Here is a 16579-nt window from a genome sequence, read left to right on the forward strand (position 1 = left end):
TTGTGGTAAAAAACATGACATATACTCAAAAAATCATCGTTTTACGTTTTTCGGCCATGGGTGATGTGGCCATGGTAGCCTCTGTTTTACAAGAATTTTCGGAGCAGAACCCGGCAGCCGAGCTCATTATGGTAAGCCGGCCTGCTTTTAAACCATTTTTCGATCATATCCCCCATCTCATCTTCCATCCTATCCAACCAAAAACCATTCATAAAGGGATAGATGGACTATATAAACTTTATCAGGAACTCCGCAGCTACAAACCAGATGCTATAGCTGATTTACATGATAATTTAAGGAGCAGGGCGATTTCTACCTTTTTTCGTTTAACCGGAACAAAAATTAAACGGATTAATAAAGGAAGGGCTGAGAAAAAGGCATTAACCCGTACTAACAATAAGATTTTTAAACCGCTCAGAAAAACTGTAGAGCGCTATGCTGATGTTTTCCGCGAATTGGGCTTTAATGTTAAGCTAAGTCATAAAATAAATAAATCTCAGCAGGAAATTCCAGCAAATGCACAAAATTTATTTGCTAATAAAGCCACAAAAAAAATAGGCATCTCTCCTTTTGCTCAGCATGTTTATAAAGTATATGCTTTAGAAAAAATGGAAGAGGTAATTTCATCCTTAAATAAAGTAGGACACGAAATTTTCATTTTTGGAGGTGGAAAAGCAGAACAGGATATCGCAGAAGATTGGGCGAAAAAATATGTGAATACCCATAATTTAATCGGCAATTTTAACTTAATGGAAGAACTTGCCATCATCTCGAATTTGGATATCATGTTAAGCATGGATTCTTCAGGCATGCATATCGCATCACTTGTTGGTGTACCTGTGGTATCAGTTTGGGGGCCAACACATCCTTACGCCGGCTTTTTAGGTTATGGGCAATCAGAAAGTGATTGTATTCAGATCGACCATCCTTCGAGGCCAAATTCTATTTATGGAAACAAACCCTGCCTTTGCGGTGTTGAAAATTGTATAGACTTAATTAAGCCTGAAACAATTGCAGATAAAATTAAAGAGAAACTAAATGGCTAAGCAACTACTTCTGGTCCGCCATGGCAAATCGGATTGGGGAAATTTAGATTTAAAAGATTTCGATCGGCCGTTAAATAAACGCGGCAAGGAAAACGCGCCAGAAATGGCTGAAAGATTGATTAACCGCGGTTTTAAAATCGATCAGATCGTGAGCAGTCCGGCTAAAAGAGCCAAATCTACCGCCAAATATTTTGCAGAAGCCTACAATATAGACCATATTCAATTTGAAGAATCTATTTATGAGGCCAATACTTCAGCTTTGCTTAAAGTGCTTAATGGCTTGGATGATGATGCTGCAAGTGTAGTAATGTTTGGTCATAACCCTGGTTTTACCGATTTTGCGAACGAGTTATGCGACGCCGACATTTACAACATTCCAACTGCAGGCATGGTATTAATTTCTTTTCCTTTTGATTCGTGGCAGATGGTGAGCAAAGGGACTGGTGAATTGGTCTTTTTTGATTACCCAAAGAATAGTGATGAAGTTTAGATTTATTTACCATTAAGGAGTTAAGAGTATTAAGGCAAGTAGTCAGTTAATTAATTGCCCCGGAAACACGGATTTACACGGAAATTATTGGGAGTTTGCATTAACTCAGTAGCTTTAGCCAAATGCATAAATACTTAAAATGACTTTAGCTCATTGGCGCTAGAAAAGGTTTTTCGCGACAGGCACAATCCACAGTTAAATAAACCCGATGGGAACGAATGCCGATTTTTCTTCGGCAGCAGGGACAGCGGGACTGAAGAAGCCAAGAACTACTGAACGAACATTTCCAAAAAAAATCGCCGCACTTAAATTATCAGAATTTAGATAAGCATACTACAAATTAAATAATCGTTAAATAGTCCTCGTTGCAAAGAGGATTAGTGAGAGACGCATTTGTAATGCAAATTAAGTGCATAGAAGCGATAGAATCGCTATTCTCTTGCAGCCTCGTTACAAACGAGGACGATAGATGATCACCCCACTTAAATTATCACAACTTAGATAAGCATATCACAAATCAAATAATTTTATTAACTTTGACTATATAAAACGAAAATCTGGCAATAGACATTTCGGTGAATTCATAACCTAAACTCCTCTGGTTATTTCATAATTCGTATCGCCAGAAAATTTACCCATTAATTTATCTGAACATGAGTTTTGACTATAATACTACGCGTAGCCATTTAATTTTATCGGAATATGGCCGTAACGTACAAAATATGGTGAAGTATATTTGCGAATTACCCACCATTGAAGAACGTAATAAATATGCCCAGGCGGTAATTGACCTGATGGGTTTTTTGCAACCACATTTACGTGATGTTGCCGATTTTAAGCATAAACTTTGGGATCACCTGCACATTATTTCTGGCTACCAGATTGATGTAGATAGCCCGTATCCAAAGCCATTAATCGAAAATGCTTACATTAAACCAGCGCCCCTGGCCTATCCTCAACAAAGAATTACCTACAAACACTATGGTAAAACCGTTGAAAATCTGATCGAAAAAGCCATGCGTGAAGAAAATGCTGAAATTAAGAAGGCAATGGTGCAGAGCATCGCAAATTTCATGAAAATGGCTTATGTAACCTGGAATAAAGATAACGTGAGCGATGATACCATTATTAAAGATCTGAAATACCTTTCTGGCGGATTGTTATCACTTGATGAAGGTGTTAACCTGGCCAAGGTAGAATTTAGAGCGCAAAACCCTCGCCAAAGCAATAACAATAACCGGGGCAGAAGCAATAATAACAACAACGGTAAAAACCGTCAGAACAATAACAACAACAATAACAACCGTCAACGCAACAATAACAATAAACCTAAATATTAAAGGAAAGGTAAAAGGCAGAAGGTAAAAAGGAGGAAGGTTAAATGTCTACCCAATCTTAATACTTGATACTTAATACTTGATACTAATTACGACAAGATATATGAACGCATTTGAGATAACAGGCGGAATTAAATTAAAAGGCGAAATCACTCCTCAAGGCGCCAAAAACGAAGCTTTACAGATTTTATCTGCAGTATTGCTGACCGAACAAAAAGTAACCATCAGCAATATCCCTGATATCAAAGATGTAAATAAACTGATTGAGTTATTGGGCGATTTGGGCGTTATTGTTGAACGCATTAATAAAGACACCTATACCTTCGAAGCCAAAAACATCGATTTAAATTTCTTCGAATCTGATACTTTTAAAGCTAAAGGCGGTGGTTTACGTGGTTCGATTATGATTGTAGGACCATTGTTGGCCCGTTTTGGTAAAGCTGCAATTCCTAAACCCGGTGGCGATAAAATCGGTCGCAGAAGATTGGATACCCACTTTATCGGTTTCGAAAAACTGGGTGCAAAATTCGTTTACGATAGCAAAAAGGCTTTCTTTAACGTTGATGCCACCAATTTACAAGGTGCTTATATTCTATTAGATGAAGCATCCGTAACCGGAACAGCAAATATTGTAATGGCCGCTGTTTTGGCTAAAGGTACCACTACCATTTACAATGCAGCCTGCGAACCATATTTACAACAACTTTGTAAGATGCTTAACCGCATGGGTGCCAAAATTTCAGGCATTGGATCTAACCTGCTTACCATTGAAGGCGTTAAAGTATTGGGTGGAACAGAACACAGAATGCTGCCTGATATGATCGAAATTGGCTCTTTCATCGGTATGGCCGCGATGACAGAATCGGAAATTACCATTAAAGATGTTTGTTACGATGAGCTTGGCGTAATACCGGAGGTTTTCAAAAAACTAGGTATCAAGCTAGAGCGTCGTGGCGACGATATTTATGTACCATCGCAAAAACACTATGAAATCGACACCTTTATTGACGGTTCGATTTTAACCATTGCCGATTCGCCATGGCCAGGTTTTACACCTGATTTATTGAGCATTGTTCTGGTTGTGGCTACACAGGCAAAAGGAAACGTACTCATTCACCAGAAAATGTTCGAGAGCCGCTTATTCTTCGTGGATAAACTGATTGATATGGGCGCACAAATTATCCTTTGCGATCCGCATCGTGCGACCGTTAATGGTATTGATAAGAAATATAAACTTCGCGGCATTAGCATGACTTCTCCTGACATCAGGGCCGGAGTTTCATTATTAATTGCAGCTTTATCTGCTGAAGGTAAATCAACCATTTATAACATCGAACAGATTGAGCGTGGTTATCAGGATATCGACACCCGTTTACGTGCCTTAGGTGCACAGATTAAGCGTGTAAATGCTGATGCGCCTGATCACTAAGGTAGAAGGTTTGAAGGTGGAGGGTTTAAGGTAAAACCCAAAGCGAAAATAACATAAAGAAAAACGTCCGGGAGTAATTACCGGACGTTTTTTTATGGTTTTTCGTCATCTCGACTGAAGCGCAGCGAAATGGAGAAATCTTTAAAACTATATTTCGCGAATAGATTTCTCTACTACGCTCGAAATGACGATCTATTTACTTCATTTCATATTTACACCCTTACCCTGAAATCGCATTAATAATATCGTACTGAGTGATAATCTCGATCTTTCCAGATTCATCTTCCACTAAAACTGCTGAGTTTTCTTTATTAATCAACGAAGAAATTTTATCAATCGACGTATTCAAATCCACAAACGGGAAAGTAGCCGTCATGATTTCTGAAATCGGAGCTGATTTTAAGCCTGGATTTTCAAGCAAGGCAGATAAAATATCACTTTCGGCAATTTTACCCACAATCATTCCTTGCTGAGTTACCGGAATTTGAGAAATATTCATCGATTTAATGGTATTAATAGCCTCGAGTACTGATTTCTGAGCATCAAGTGTTACAATCTCTGTATTTTCTTTTTTAGCCAGAATAGATTTAGCAGTTAATTTTTCGTCCTGTAAAAATCCGCGTTCGCGTAACCAATCTTCATTGTACATTTTACCCATGTAACGGCTGCCGTGGTCGTGAAAAATAACGACAACCACATCTTCCGGCTTCAGTTTATCTTTTAACTGAATTAATCCACCAATAGCAGCGCCGGCAGAGTTACCCACGAAAATCCCCTCTTTACGCGCGATATCGCGCGTCATTAAAGCCGCATCTTTATCGGTAACCTTTTCGAATAAATCGATCACATCAAAATTTACGTTTGCCGGAAGAAAATCTTCACCGATACCCTCTGTGATGTAAGGATAAATCTCATCCTTATCAAAAATGCCGGTCTCCCTTATATTTTTTGAAAACAGAGCCATACGTATCAATTCCCCAGATTTTAATATCCGGGTTCTTTTCTTTCAGATATTTCCCCGTTCCGGAAATGGTTCCACCTGTACCTACACCAACTACTAAGTGTGTAATTTTACCTTCTGTTTGTGCCCATATCTCAGGACCAGTTTGCTCATAATGCGCCTGTGAATTGGCTAAATTATCATACTGATTGGGTTTCCATGAATTTGGAACCTCGCGTTCTAAACGAGAAGAAACAGAATAATATGAACGGGGATCTTCCGGTTCAACGTTTGTGGGACAAACGATTACCTCGGCACCAAAAGCACGTAAAGCATCAACCTTTTCTTTTGATTGTTTATCAGTTGTGGTAAAAATACATTTATAACCTTTAATAATAGCGGCCATAGCCAGGCCCATACCTGTATTTCCGGATGTTCCTTCAATAATTGTTCCGCCTGGTTTTAGTTTCCCGCTTTTCTCGGCATCCTCAATCATTTTAACCGCCATACGGTCTTTAATCGAGTTGCCTGGATTAGTCGTCTCTATTTTGGCAAGGATTGTCCCCGGAACACCTTTTGTTATCGTATTCAATTTTACCAGCGGCGTATTGCCAATGGTTTCTAAAATATTATTGTACCACATATTACAAAATTAAGCAAAGGCATTAAGTATTTTATAAACTATATTTTATTTGAAACAAAATTTCGAAAATTAAAATTTAAAAGAATTTAATTCCATAATCTATAATTATGATAGGTATTATAGATTGATTATTAGGCAAAACGCAATGTGAAAGTAGGTTCATTTCGACTGTAGTGAAACAGAATGTAGAAATCTAATATCTAGTCCTCATTACACCAACTTGTAAATTTTTCCTGGTAATGAAACAATAACACCCTGCATCTCTAAGGTAAGGATTACAATTGCCAGTTTACTTTGCTGAATATTCAATTGCGTGCAAAGTTCATCTATAGAAAGCTGGCCATTTTTTAATGCGCTAATAACCCGCTCCTCATTAGGCGTAAGGCTCAGCTGTAAGGTGGTTTGTTGAACATTATGCTTCACCTTTACCTCATCATCCCAACCCAGGTAATAAATCAAGTCATTAGCATTGGTGATTAATCCAGCTCTATTGGTCTTAATCAGGAAATTACATCCTTCTGAAAAACGTCATTTGTTCTACCTGGAAAAGCATATACATCCTTATTGTAGGAATTTGCGATTTCTGCGGTAATTAAGGCCCCGCCTTTTATTGACGCTTCAACAACCACGGTAACATCTGCAATGCCGGCAATAATCCGGTTTCTTTGTGGAAAATTAGGCCGGTCGGGATTGGTCAGGATTGGGAACTCGGTGAGCAGGCCTCCATTCAGAACCATTTTCTGAGCAACTGTTTTATGAATTTTTGGATACATCCGGTCTAAACCATGACCAAGTACCCCAACAGTAGGAATATGATTTGCCAGGCATTCTTTATGGGTGGTTACATCAATGCCGTAAGCCAGGCCACTAACGATTAAAACATGATATGGCGCCAAAACTTCACACAACTCTTTACAGAGATTTTTCCCGTAAACTGTTGCATTACGGGTTCCAACAACGCTGATGATACGCTGCTGGTTAAAATCAACTGTCCCTTTTGCATAAAGCAGGATGGGCGAATCGATACAATTCTTTAACCTTTTAGGATATCTCTCGTCTGAAAAAAACAATACTTCTATCCCATGTTTTTCAATAAAATCCAATTCTTGCCTGGCCCTGATCAAGGCATCGGTACCACGAATGGCTTCAATTGTTTTTTCTCCAATGCCCGGAATCTGCAAGAGCTGTTTTTTATTTGCCGAAAATATTTGCTCAGCACTTCCGCAATAGGCAAGAAGGTTTTTGGCCGTTACCGGACCGATAGATTTAATAAAAGTTAAGGCAATTTTATGTAGCGTGCTCATAATCTGATAAGGTTAAATAAATTCGGGATGATTTATTTCCTTAAAGCAAGCTTAAAAATCAATGTCTATTAAACTTTTTAACGGAATATGAATATTGTTTTTTAGCTGTATATATTTCTCTGTTACTGCCCAAACTGTTGTATCAACACGTTTCGGACCGATGGTTGTATTAAAAGTAATGACGGCTTTTGATTTAAATTCATTACCTAACCTTTGCGCTTCATCAAGTTTGGTTTGCAGTTCATGGGAGTGATCTTCCTTAGCATTGATGATATTTAAATAACTAATATGTTCCTTTTCTACAATTTCTATTGGCATGAGTCTCTTTAACGATTAATGTTAAACAAGCTTATCAATTTTTTATAAAAAAAGCAATACTTATTTACTCAAATATTGCAGTAACAATATAAAAAGGGCCAGATTTGAGATACAAAACTGGCCCTTTCAGAAAATTATTTAAACTTCAGCTTTCTGGTTTCAACCATTCCTTTAAAATCATGGTCCATTTTGCCAGACAAATCTTCAACACGGGTTTTAGATAGTGGTGATGTACTGCTAATGGTATTGTCTTTCAGTAAAGCAGAGAAATTTCCATTGGCAGAATAATATAAAGCCTGTGCCAATAGTTTTTCTGTAGGATCTCCAAAATCTTTGGTTACATCATCAAAAATATCTTTATCAACAGCCATTCCATCAAAGTAACCACCTTGATTTAATTGATTTTTGGTTTCAAACTGTGGAATATACAAGTCGTTTTTATCTATGCGGATGGAGAAAAAACCAACTGGTTTGCCATAAGTTTTCTTGCCGATCAATTTAACATCGATTACAGGTTTCAAATTGTTAATCAACAACTCACTGGCAGATGCTGTTCCACCTGTTACAATAAAGTAAACTCTTGTTAAGCCATTAAGCGAACCACGTTTAGCAAAAACCTCCTGGTTTCCGGCTGCAACTGTAGGTTTATAAGAATAATCAAAATAAGAATACATCCGTGTTACCCCATCATTACCTTTAGCATAAAACTTTTGGTTCTGAAGAATTGTGGCTTGATCATCCTGCATAGTTTGTGTCCAGTAAGTAGTATACATTACTTTACCATTTTGTGTAGAAGGTGCAATCAGGTTGGCAAAGGCCTCTGATGTTTGTACCGATCCACCACCATTATACCTTAAATCTACAATCAGCTCGGTAATACCATCCGTAGTGAATTGACTGAAAGCCTTATCTAACAAGGTTGCAGAATTTGTTGTAAAGGTGTTAAAAACAATATACCCCACTTTTTTAGCGCCAATAGTATATGTCTTACTAAATAATATTGGGTTAACATTATATTCAGCCTTAGTTACCGTTACATCCTGAGTGGTCTGATCAGGTTTTAAAACAGTTAAGGCAACAGTAGTGTTAGATCCAAAAATCGCATTCACTACATAATTAATACTGGCATCACTAGTATTTATGGTTGAATTACCATTAATTTTTATAATCTGATACCCTCTTTTTAGTCCCTGACCGGCAGCAGGTGATGCAGCATACACATATTTAATCCTCAAATCGTTATCTCCTGCAAAAAACACCGAAAATCCAAAATCACCATTCACGCCCCCCAACTGACCAGCAACAGAGCCATCATCTATAAAAGAATATTTAGGAGAGGTTGAACGCTCTACATATTCGTATGGTTTGTTTGTTTGCGGATTAATTGCAATCTGAGTCATTGCATACAACAATTTCTCGTTGGATGAAAAAGCTCTTGGATTGAATTTATCGTAAGTAGGCAAACTCTTATTCCAATAATAGGTTTGCTTGGCGTAAAGAAAGATAGAGTCTTTAGTGAGTAGTGTCCGATCGCTGGTTGGTGTTTGCAACAGGTTGGATTCAACATCTGTATTGGCGTCAGGATTATTATTCGATTTTTTACACGACACGGTAAATCCAACCACAATAAGCAAAGCATATAAAAATGCATTTTGCGAAATAAATTTTCTAAGCATATTTACTTGTAAATTTCTAGTGACACAATATACGGCAAATTAATTAGTTTAGATTGTTGCTCATCAAATTTATTTGCACCAACAACTAACGCTTGGTTAGGCGATAAATTATTGCTGTTTAGTATGTTCTGAAAAATTTCTGCTTTAGATTGACCAAGTTCATTAACAAAATATACGGTAAGATATTGCTCCAGCCCATTCCACTCTGTTTGCTTAATTTTATTAAGTTGTTGTTCCGGATTACCAGCCGTTACAATAAAGATCTGTTTACGGTTTACAACCAACTCCTGCATAAACTCAAGCATATTTTTAAAGAGCAGCAACTTAAGTGGCAAACGGGCATTTAAATGCAGGAGATCGAAATTGTATTTATATTTTTCATCAATCCCAAATTGTTTAGCTGTTTTTTCGAAAAGCACATCCGTTCCGTTATTTTCATATTCAGCCTGCATAAAATTGATGATGGGCTGCGCATTTTTTTGTTCCGTATATTCTATAAACTGTGCAAAAAGGTAATAAACCTGTAATAAATAGTCTTTTTCAGGAAAAAGTACATTATCTAACTCAAAAATGACAGCTTGTTTGTCTGTAACATATTGATATACATCCATATTAAATTGTAAAAAGTTTTAGGTCATTAGTATGGTTATAGCTAAAAACGCCATTCAGGTTTGAAGATCCATTTTTAGGAACAAAATGCTCTTCGGTTGAAAAAATCCGTTCGCCATGAACAAACACGGCAAAATTTTGACGAGTAACCTTTTCTGTAGTCAAATAGTCAGCAATTACATCAGCATCGGGCAAAAGCACCTGGATTCCATACTCACCAAAAAGCACTGCAGATTTAGCCAGAGGCACAACTTCATACTCGTGCAGAGGAATGATACAATCTATGGCTTCTGTGATGCAAAAATTTAATAGCATATGAGCAATACTATCTTTATTGAGCAGCCCCAGCGATGAAAAGGCATAGTTTTCAGTAACTATCGCCGGCACATCACCATAATCGGCCAACAGCACAAAATGGCTGGGGAATGCTTTCATCAGCTTCAAAGCTTTGGCATTGTTCCCTCCTGTTATCAGTATTTTCAAGGTATAATGATTGAATGAGTAAATTAGTAATTAATGAGTGATTAAGTGAGTGAATTAGAGAATGATCATAACCTTAGACAATTAAACCGTCTTTCATGCTCACTACACGGTCGCTGGTTTTTGCAAGGTGTTCGTTGTGCGTAACAATTACAAATGTTTGCTGGAAATTATCGCGCAAAGTCACAAACAGCTGGTGTAATCCTGCTGCATTTTCGGAGTCCAAATTCCCTGAAGGCTCATCTGCCAATATAATCGAAGGATTATTGATCAGTGCTCTGGCAATGGCCACCCTTTGTTGTTCACCCCCAGACAGCTGATTGGGCTTATGCTGCCCCCTATCTTTAAGCCCAAACAGATCTAGTAGCTCAAGCGCCCTATTTTCAGCCTGTTTTTTATTGGTTTTGGCAATAAATGCAGGAATGCAGATATTTTCAATGGCACTAAATTCTGGCAACAAATGATGAAACTGAAATACAAAACCGATGTTCTGATTTCGGAAAATACTCAACAAATCGCCATTCAATTTATTTATAACTGTACCTTTTAATTCTACAAATCCTTCATCAGGTTTATCTAATGTTCCTAAAATATGTAATAAAGTACTTTTACCTGCACCAGATGGTCCAATAATACTTACAATCTCCCCTTTTTGTACTTCAAAATTTACCCCTTTTAAAATTTGTAGATTTCCGTACGATTTTCTTATTCCAGTGGCTTTTAGCATGGTTCAAATTTAGTAAAATGGTTTGTTAGTTCAATAGTTCATTGGCCAATGGTTATTGGTTCATAGTTGATGGTTTATTAGTTCATGATTAATGGTGCAATAGTTTTGTTGTTTCTTGATTCATAAATAATCACCTAATAGTTGATTAGCTTAAACCGTCAATACCCACCATTTATAGAACATTGATTATCATATAATTACAAACGAATGTATCGCTTAAATATTCAGACTATTAACCATGAACTTTTTGGCCATTAACCAACTACCAACCTCACATTAACCAATAAAAAATAAAAAAGATTTGCAATTATCATTTTCTTATTTAACTTTGAAAAACAAAGCACTTTTAAAATGAATAGTCCGGAAGAACAATTGAATACCCTAAAAGATATCAGACAGATGATGGACAGGTCATCAAGATTTATTTCTTTGAGCGGATTATCTGGTGTTTTTGCAGGCGTGATTGCTTTAATCGGGGCTTATTTTGCAAAACGATGAAATTAACAAATTCATTAATAAACGGGGTTATGGCTATGGTATAGATGGAGAAATGGACCTGGAGTTTAACCTGATAAAACTGGGCATCTTTGTTTTAGTGATTGCCTTAGCCGGCGGCCTTCTATTTACCTACAGGAAAAGTCAGAAAAACAATCTTCCCATCTGGGACAAGACCTCTAAATCACTTTTAATTAACTTATTTATTCCATTGGTTGCAGGAGGTTTATTCATTATTGCTTTATTGATTAACCATCCTAACACCTATACCATTATTGCCCCGAGTTGTTTAATTTTTTATGGTTTAGCACTTATTAATGCCAGTAAATATACTTATAGCGACATTCGCTACCTGGGACTTTGCGAGGTAATACTTGGATTGATATGTATGTTTTACGTGGGTTACGGGTTAATTTTTTGGGCTTTTGGCTTTGGGATACTACACATTGTTTATGGTCTTTTAATGTATTTTAAATATGAGAGAGGTCAGTAAGGATGAAAAACCCGATAGCAGATTTAAATAAAATATTCGATAGCCGGATCAGGTTAGGCGTGATGTCTGTCCTGGTGGTAAACAACGAAATTGGTTTTAACGACCTGAAACAAATGCTTGAGCTGACTGATGGTAACCTGGCCTCCCACCTGAATACTTTGGAACAGGCTGATTTTATTAAAGTACACAAAGGTTTTATTGGCCGCAAAACCAGCACCACCTACTCCATTACCGCATTGGGCAAACAAGCTTTTAAGGCACATTTAGATGCACTTGAAAAAATGATTAAAAAGCTATAACTATTTTTTTTGACCATACACTTTGAAATACAAAGCACTTTTAAAGAATGAAATCACTAGAATTTTTAATTATTAAAATTGGAAAGAAAACCACACTGGTTTCTTTTATTGGGGGAACTGCCCTATTTATTAGCTTTTGTATTTTCAGGACCCAATTTCTGATTTCTTTTGGCATGATATACATTTCTATTGCCATTTTGATTAATCTATTTGTAATGCTTGCCCTGATTATTTCATGTTTCCTCTACACATCAAACAGGACATCCTCCATATCGACCATATTACTTCAACTTATTAATATTCCTATTGCCATTATGTACTTTTTAATTATAACCACAATCACATTGTAAAATGAAAAATAAATCCAACCTCTTGCTGCTATCTGTCCTACTAGGCGGCCTGTTATTTACTTTTCTCTTTTGGAAAGAACGCTTAGCTGTTAATTTACTCATCTATAGCATCTATCTTTTGATTATTACTTTTATCAACCCAGACGTAGTAAAAAGCACCAAATTTAAAATTTATGGCTTAGCACATTTACTGGCCGCAGTGCTGGTGGTAATCAACAACTCCGATTTATCAGTAGCAACTTATTACATCAGTCTTTTACTGTTTATTGGTTTTAGTCATAATCAACAGATCAGAACAATTTTCACTGCTTTTCTTGCAGCAATTTTACAGATGGTAACCGTTCCTTTCAATGCAATTCAAAATTTAAGTAAAATCAGCATCGGTAATTTTAAACTGAAGCCTGTTTTCACCTTAATCAAATACATTTTTATCCCGGTAATCATTGTAACCATTTTTGCCTGCTTATATGCCGCAGCCAGCAATGTTTTTGCTCATTATGCAGAGGCGCTGCTCACCAGCATTGGTAATTTCTTCGAAAATATGCTTCATTTCTTTTTCAAGGATTTAAGTATCGGACGCATTATGCACTTCATTTTTGGCCTGATTTTAACCAGTGGTTTATTGCTGGCATTTTTTAATAAAAGCCTCGAAAAAGCTGAACTGAAATGTAAAGAGCAATTGGTACGGATCAGAAGAAGCTTAGCTCAGAAAACAATATGGTACAATATTGTACAAACGTTTACCGGCAACCTGTTAACGCGAAAAATGGCACTAAAAACGGAATACATCGTAGGCATTATTTCTTTCGCCGCACTTAACCTGTTGTTGCTAATGTTAAATGCTATTGATATTACTACACTTTGGTTTGGCTATGAACCTTCAGGCAATTTTTCGGGAGAATTACACCAGGGCACAAATTCATTAATCTTCAGCATTGTAATGGCCATGGCAATAATTCTCTATTATTTTAGGGGGAACTTAAACTTTTACCACAAAAGCAGAACATTAAGGTTATTAGCCTATACCTGGATGGTTCAGAATTTTATCCTGATCATATCAGTATTTATCCGTGATGGCTATTATATCGAATTTCATGGCTTAACGCATAAACGGATAGGGGTATTGGTATTTGCCACCCTTTGTATCATTGGCCTGGCAACGGTTTATTTTAAAGTAGCCAAACAGAAAACCATATTCTATCTTTTCAAGGTAAATGGAAATATCTGGTTTGCGCTGTTGTTGACTTTTACCTTTATTAACTGGGATGTTTTAATTGTGAAGTATAACCTAAACCATGTTGATGTCGTTTCTATCGACCCTTACTATTTAACCTCCTTATCAGAAAAAACACTTCCATTTTTGGATAAAAACCGTTCAAAAATCCATCCTTCAACTAATAACGATTCGGAAGTTGCCAAAGCAGGTCAACCAGAAGAAGTACTGATGAGAAAATTAGACCAAAGGATTGGTTACTTTAAAGCGCGTTACGAAAAATCGAGCTGGTTATCCTGGAATTTACAGGACTGGAATACGGCAGAATATTTTGGTTTGAACAAATAAAAACAAAATGGATAGAAGATATAAAATAATGGCCATGGCTTCGGCATTAATGGCATTATCGTGGTTCGTTTTGAACCGTACTATTCACCAAATTTTCAGCCTACAACCGACGAAGAATAAAAATTAATCAGCAATATCATGAAAATACATATCTCAGCATATTGGACGAATCATTTCTCAAATAACACCAAAATTAATAGGATAGATTGGACACTAAAACCGGAAATTTTGGATTCAGAAAAACAAAATATTCTAAAGTCGCTGCAGGCCTGGCAGCTTGGTGAAACGTCAGAAGGCAAACATTTGATCAACGCTTCAAAAAATATGCGAAAACTATAAATGATGAAGAATACCTGGAGGCTGTTAAACTTTTCATTAAAGAAGAGCAAAAACATGGCAACAACTTAGGTAAATACCTCGATTTAATTGGAGAACAGAGAATTACGAAAGATTGGGGCGATACCTTATTCAGGAAAATAAGGTATTTCAACACCAACATGGAGCTTTGGACAATCGCTGTAATTACCGTAGAAAGCGCCGCACAAATATTTTACCAGGCACTTAAAGATGCCTCAAACTGCACATTGCTCAAACAGATCTGTACCGATATCCTGATTGATGAGGCGGCTCACATTACTTTTCAAAGAGAACGCCTCTACATTATTTTCAGCCAAAAAAATGCCGTTTCAAAGTGGATTGCTTACCATGCCTATTCTTGCTTCTTCCTCTGTACAAGTTTAGTGGTTTGGCTGGCACATAAAACATTATTTAAAGCAGGTAAGCTTAACTTTTATCGCTATTTCAACAAGATGAAATATAAATTAGGTAAGGTTGCGGGTAAATCTGTCCTTTATAAAAAAGAAGAGCAACTGACACTTTCATTTAAAGGATTAAATCAAAATCTATTGTAATTAACCTCTCGCCTTTGCTGAACTTTTGTTGGATTTAGTTTTCCCGGTGCAATTTCGCACCGGGAAGCAAAGGTTTAATTATTAACGATTTAAATCAGATATTACAATTATAAAAATCATGAAAAATCAAGAAACACTTAGCTCAGGCAAACTAAGAATGATCATCTTTTTAAGCGTAACGGCATGCATATTGGCCATTCCACTAGTTGCTATGCAATTTACAAATGAAGTGAATTGGACGCTATCCGATTTTGTAACCGCAGGAATTTTATTGCTCAGCACGTGTTTGGCTATAGAACTGGTGATCAGAAACTTAAAAACCGGCAAGTTAAGAACAATAGTTCTCATTGTCATTTTGATCGCGTTATTCCTCATCTGGGCAGAATTGGCGGTTGGTATCTTCGGAACGCCGTTTGCAGGAAACTAAGATTGTGATGTAACTATCGTTTTATCATTCTGCTATGTTATGTGCCTTGGGAGGCAAAATTCACAACAACTTTATTTTTGTTTAAATTACACTCACCAAAATTAACGACAATGAAAAAAGTAATCACAACAACATTATTAGGTCTAATCATACTTGCTTCAGCCTGTACCGAAGACAGTAAAACTATCTCTACAGATGTAACCACTAACACACAAATAAAGAGTCAGCCGAAAGTCCAATATGGCTCTCCAATCATTATCCATAAAACAGATATCCTTCTATACCCACTAAAATTAAATGATAATGATGACAATGAAAGCTATAAAAGGGAAGTGAGTACAAATCATTGGAACCTCATCTTTTACAACATTATTTCAGGTAAAAGTGAATTGCTAACAAACGCAAAAATGATTATTAATTCTTTCAGCATTGGCCATTCAGAAAATCCCAACAATCGACAAACAACGTTATCCGACCAATTTATCTATTATGACATTACCGATTCGGATAATGATGGAGATAAAAAATTAACACCTAAAGATCCAAAAAAACTTTATCTCTCTAACCTGCAGGGAAAGTCTTTTACCAGAATATCTCCAAACAATTATGACCTGAGCAGCTGGAAAATAGATGACAAACATGATTTAATATTAATGGATCTAATCAAAGATTCGAATGGTGATAAAGAATTTAACGACAAAGATGAAGTTGAATATTTTGTTTACAACTTGAAAACCGGAGTTTTAAAAGCTGTTTTTGACCAAAAAATTAAAGATGAAATTAAAAATTTGGCTAAAAAAGTGTTGTAGAACACCTAGAAACCATGCTTTGATTTTAAAAATTTAATATAATAAAGGATGTTCAAACAAAATAACCATCGTCCTTACTTCAGGCTTTTTCCCGATTAACATAAAACGTTCATTTTCTTAAAAAATCGGCAATTGCTATTTGTTTAAAGGGTTTGAAATTGTAGCTTTGGGCAAATTTTGTAGCAAATGAACCCGATACTATTAAAATAATTATTTCAATAGTAATAGGCTCCAT

At 36.5% G+C, this 16579-nt stretch carries 18 protein-coding genes and 1 pseudogene; 11 read left to right on the forward strand and 8 right to left on the reverse strand.

The window, feature by feature from the left end:
• Nucleotides 1–14: 14 nt before the first annotated feature.
• From ACQ86H_RS19080 to murA, 4 genes are all read left to right on the forward strand, one after another.
• Nucleotides 15–1046, forward strand: a complete 1032-nt coding sequence (locus ACQ86H_RS19080; RefSeq protein WP_431292148.1) for a glycosyltransferase family 9 protein — start codon at nucleotides 15–17, stop codon at nucleotides 1044–1046.
• On the forward strand, nucleotides 1039–1536 hold the full coding sequence (locus tag ACQ86H_RS19085; protein WP_431292149.1) for a SixA phosphatase family protein: 498 nt from the start codon (nucleotides 1039–1041) through the stop codon (nucleotides 1534–1536). The genes ACQ86H_RS19080 and ACQ86H_RS19085 overlap by 8 nt, the downstream gene beginning before the upstream one ends.
• A gap of 653 nt (nucleotides 1537–2189) precedes the next feature.
• The gene (locus ACQ86H_RS19090; protein ID WP_431292150.1) at nucleotides 2190–2876 is read left to right on the forward strand and encodes a DUF4290 domain-containing protein; all 687 of its coding nucleotides are present in this window, start codon (nucleotides 2190–2192) and stop codon (nucleotides 2874–2876) included.
• A gap of 100 nt (nucleotides 2877–2976) precedes the next feature.
• A complete protein-coding gene (gene murA / locus ACQ86H_RS19095) occupies nucleotides 2977–4302 on the forward strand; it encodes a UDP-N-acetylglucosamine 1-carboxyvinyltransferase (RefSeq protein ID WP_431292151.1) in 1326 nt (441 codons plus the stop codon).
• 220 nt (nucleotides 4303–4522) lie between these two features.
• On the opposite strand, the pseudogene ACQ86H_RS19100 reads toward murA, so the two are convergent.
• The 8 genes and pseudogenes from ACQ86H_RS19100 to ACQ86H_RS19135 all read right to left on the reverse strand — a co-directional run bounded on the left by ACQ86H_RS19100 (nucleotide 4523) and on the right by ACQ86H_RS19135 (nucleotide 10999).
• A pseudogene (locus tag ACQ86H_RS19100) lies at nucleotides 4523–5885 on the reverse strand (pyridoxal-phosphate dependent enzyme).
• Between the two features lie 210 nt (nucleotides 5886–6095).
• Nucleotides 6096–6344, reverse strand: coding sequence for a hypothetical protein (locus tag ACQ86H_RS19105; RefSeq protein ID WP_431292152.1), 249 nt, complete (start codon nucleotides 6342–6344; stop codon nucleotides 6096–6098).
• Between the two features lie 41 nt (nucleotides 6345–6385).
• Entirely contained in the window at nucleotides 6386–7189 is an 804-nt protein-coding gene (gene dprA / locus ACQ86H_RS19110) for a DNA-processing protein DprA (protein WP_431292153.1), read from the reverse strand.
• Nucleotides 7190–7240: 51 nt separating this feature from the next.
• Nucleotides 7241–7507 (reverse strand): hypothetical protein, encoded by a 267-nt coding sequence (locus ACQ86H_RS19115; protein WP_132401083.1) that lies wholly within the window; start codon nucleotides 7505–7507, stop codon nucleotides 7241–7243.
• 134 nt (nucleotides 7508–7641) lie between these two features.
• Nucleotides 7642–9183 (reverse strand): S41 family peptidase, encoded by a 1542-nt coding sequence (locus ACQ86H_RS19120; RefSeq protein ID WP_138822872.1) that lies wholly within the window; start codon nucleotides 9181–9183, stop codon nucleotides 7642–7644.
• Nucleotides 9184–9185: 2 nt separating this feature from the next.
• Nucleotides 9186–9794 (reverse strand): HAD family hydrolase, encoded by a 609-nt coding sequence (locus ACQ86H_RS19125; protein ID WP_138822870.1) that lies wholly within the window; start codon nucleotides 9792–9794, stop codon nucleotides 9186–9188.
• 1 nt (nucleotide 9795) lies between these two features.
• A complete protein-coding gene (locus ACQ86H_RS19130; RefSeq protein WP_431292154.1) occupies nucleotides 9796–10227 on the reverse strand; it encodes a hypothetical protein in 432 nt (143 codons plus the stop codon).
• Nucleotides 10228–10348: 121 nt separating this feature from the next.
• Complete coding sequence (locus ACQ86H_RS19135; protein WP_138822866.1) at nucleotides 10349–10999, reverse strand: ABC transporter ATP-binding protein; 651 nt, start codon at nucleotides 10997–10999, stop codon at nucleotides 10349–10351.
• Between the two features lie 351 nt (nucleotides 11000–11350).
• On the opposite strand from ACQ86H_RS19135, the gene ACQ86H_RS19140 reads away from it, so the two are divergent.
• The 7 genes from ACQ86H_RS19140 to ACQ86H_RS19170 all read left to right on the forward strand — a co-directional run bounded on the left by ACQ86H_RS19140 (nucleotide 11351) and on the right by ACQ86H_RS19170 (nucleotide 16344).
• The gene (locus ACQ86H_RS19140) at nucleotides 11351–11497 is read left to right on the forward strand and encodes a hypothetical protein (protein WP_431292155.1); all 147 of its coding nucleotides are present in this window, start codon (nucleotides 11351–11353) and stop codon (nucleotides 11495–11497) included.
• Nucleotides 11484–11987 carry a hypothetical protein gene (locus ACQ86H_RS19145; protein ID WP_431292156.1) on the forward strand — a complete coding sequence of 168 codons (504 nt, stop codon included), beginning with the start codon at nucleotides 11484–11486 and terminating at the stop codon, nucleotides 11985–11987. The genes ACQ86H_RS19140 and ACQ86H_RS19145 overlap by 14 nt, the downstream gene beginning before the upstream one ends.
• A 2-nt stretch (nucleotides 11988–11989) precedes the next feature.
• A complete protein-coding gene (locus ACQ86H_RS19150; protein WP_138822862.1) occupies nucleotides 11990–12286 on the forward strand; it encodes a winged helix-turn-helix domain-containing protein in 297 nt (98 codons plus the stop codon).
• 351 nt (nucleotides 12287–12637) lie between these two features.
• On the forward strand, nucleotides 12638–14197 hold the full coding sequence (locus ACQ86H_RS19155) for a DUF4173 domain-containing protein (RefSeq protein WP_431292157.1): 1560 nt from the start codon (nucleotides 12638–12640) through the stop codon (nucleotides 14195–14197).
• A 497-nt stretch (nucleotides 14198–14694) separates the two neighbouring features.
• Nucleotides 14695–15108 carry a hypothetical protein gene (locus ACQ86H_RS19160; protein WP_431292158.1) on the forward strand — a complete coding sequence of 138 codons (414 nt, stop codon included), beginning with the start codon at nucleotides 14695–14697 and terminating at the stop codon, nucleotides 15106–15108.
• 118 nt (nucleotides 15109–15226) lie between these two features.
• Nucleotides 15227–15535: a hypothetical protein gene (locus tag ACQ86H_RS19165; protein ID WP_431292159.1), complete on the forward strand. Its 309-nt coding sequence runs from the start codon at nucleotides 15227–15229 to the stop codon at nucleotides 15533–15535.
• Nucleotides 15536–15645: 110 nt separating this feature from the next.
• On the forward strand, nucleotides 15646–16344 hold the full coding sequence (locus ACQ86H_RS19170) for a hypothetical protein (protein ID WP_431292160.1): 699 nt from the start codon (nucleotides 15646–15648) through the stop codon (nucleotides 16342–16344).
• Nucleotides 16345–16579: the final 235 nt, after the last annotated feature.

Origin of the sequence: Pedobacter sp. P26 (assembly GCF_050632135.1) — a bacterium.
Classification (GTDB): Bacteria; Bacteroidota; Bacteroidia; order Sphingobacteriales; family Sphingobacteriaceae; genus Pedobacter.

Excerpts from the sequence above, each read along its gene's own strand:
- ACQ86H_RS19130 (WP_431292154.1), bottom strand. The coding sequence starts at position 10,227 with ATGAAAGCATTCCCCAGCCATTTTGTGCTGTTGGCCGATTATGGTGAT.
- ACQ86H_RS19125 (WP_138822870.1), bottom strand. The coding sequence starts at position 9,794 with ATGGATGTATATCAATATGTTACAGACAAACAAGCTGTCATTTTTGAG.
- ACQ86H_RS19115 (WP_132401083.1), bottom strand. The coding sequence starts at position 7,507 with ATGCCAATAGAAATTGTAGAAAAGGAACATATTAGTTATTTAAATATC.
- ACQ86H_RS19140 (WP_431292155.1), top strand. The coding sequence starts at position 11,351 with ATGAATAGTCCGGAAGAACAATTGAATACCCTAAAAGATATCAGACAG.
- ACQ86H_RS19155 (WP_431292157.1), top strand. The coding sequence starts at position 12,638 with ATGAAAAATAAATCCAACCTCTTGCTGCTATCTGTCCTACTAGGCGGC.
- ACQ86H_RS19160 (WP_431292158.1), top strand. The coding sequence starts at position 14,695 with ATGGAGCTTTGGACAATCGCTGTAATTACCGTAGAAAGCGCCGCACAA.
- ACQ86H_RS19135 (WP_138822866.1), bottom strand. The coding sequence starts at position 10,999 with ATGCTAAAAGCCACTGGAATAAGAAAATCGTACGGAAATCTACAAATT.
- ACQ86H_RS19120 (WP_138822872.1), bottom strand. The coding sequence starts at position 9,183 with ATGCTTAGAAAATTTATTTCGCAAAATGCATTTTTATATGCTTTGCTT.
- ACQ86H_RS19150 (WP_138822862.1), top strand. The coding sequence starts at position 11,990 with ATGAAAAACCCGATAGCAGATTTAAATAAAATATTCGATAGCCGGATC.
- ACQ86H_RS19090 (WP_431292150.1), top strand. The coding sequence starts at position 2,190 with ATGAGTTTTGACTATAATACTACGCGTAGCCATTTAATTTTATCGGAA.
- ACQ86H_RS19170 (WP_431292160.1), top strand. The coding sequence starts at position 15,646 with ATGAAAAAAGTAATCACAACAACATTATTAGGTCTAATCATACTTGCT.
- dprA (WP_431292153.1), bottom strand. The coding sequence starts at position 7,189 with ATGAGCACGCTACATAAAATTGCCTTAACTTTTATTAAATCTATCGGT.
- murA (WP_431292151.1), top strand. The coding sequence starts at position 2,977 with ATGAACGCATTTGAGATAACAGGCGGAATTAAATTAAAAGGCGAAATC.
- ACQ86H_RS19085 (WP_431292149.1), top strand. The coding sequence starts at position 1,039 with ATGGCTAAGCAACTACTTCTGGTCCGCCATGGCAAATCGGATTGGGGA.
- ACQ86H_RS19080 (WP_431292148.1), top strand. The coding sequence starts at position 15 with ATGACATATACTCAAAAAATCATCGTTTTACGTTTTTCGGCCATGGGT.
- ACQ86H_RS19165 (WP_431292159.1), top strand. The coding sequence starts at position 15,227 with ATGAAAAATCAAGAAACACTTAGCTCAGGCAAACTAAGAATGATCATC.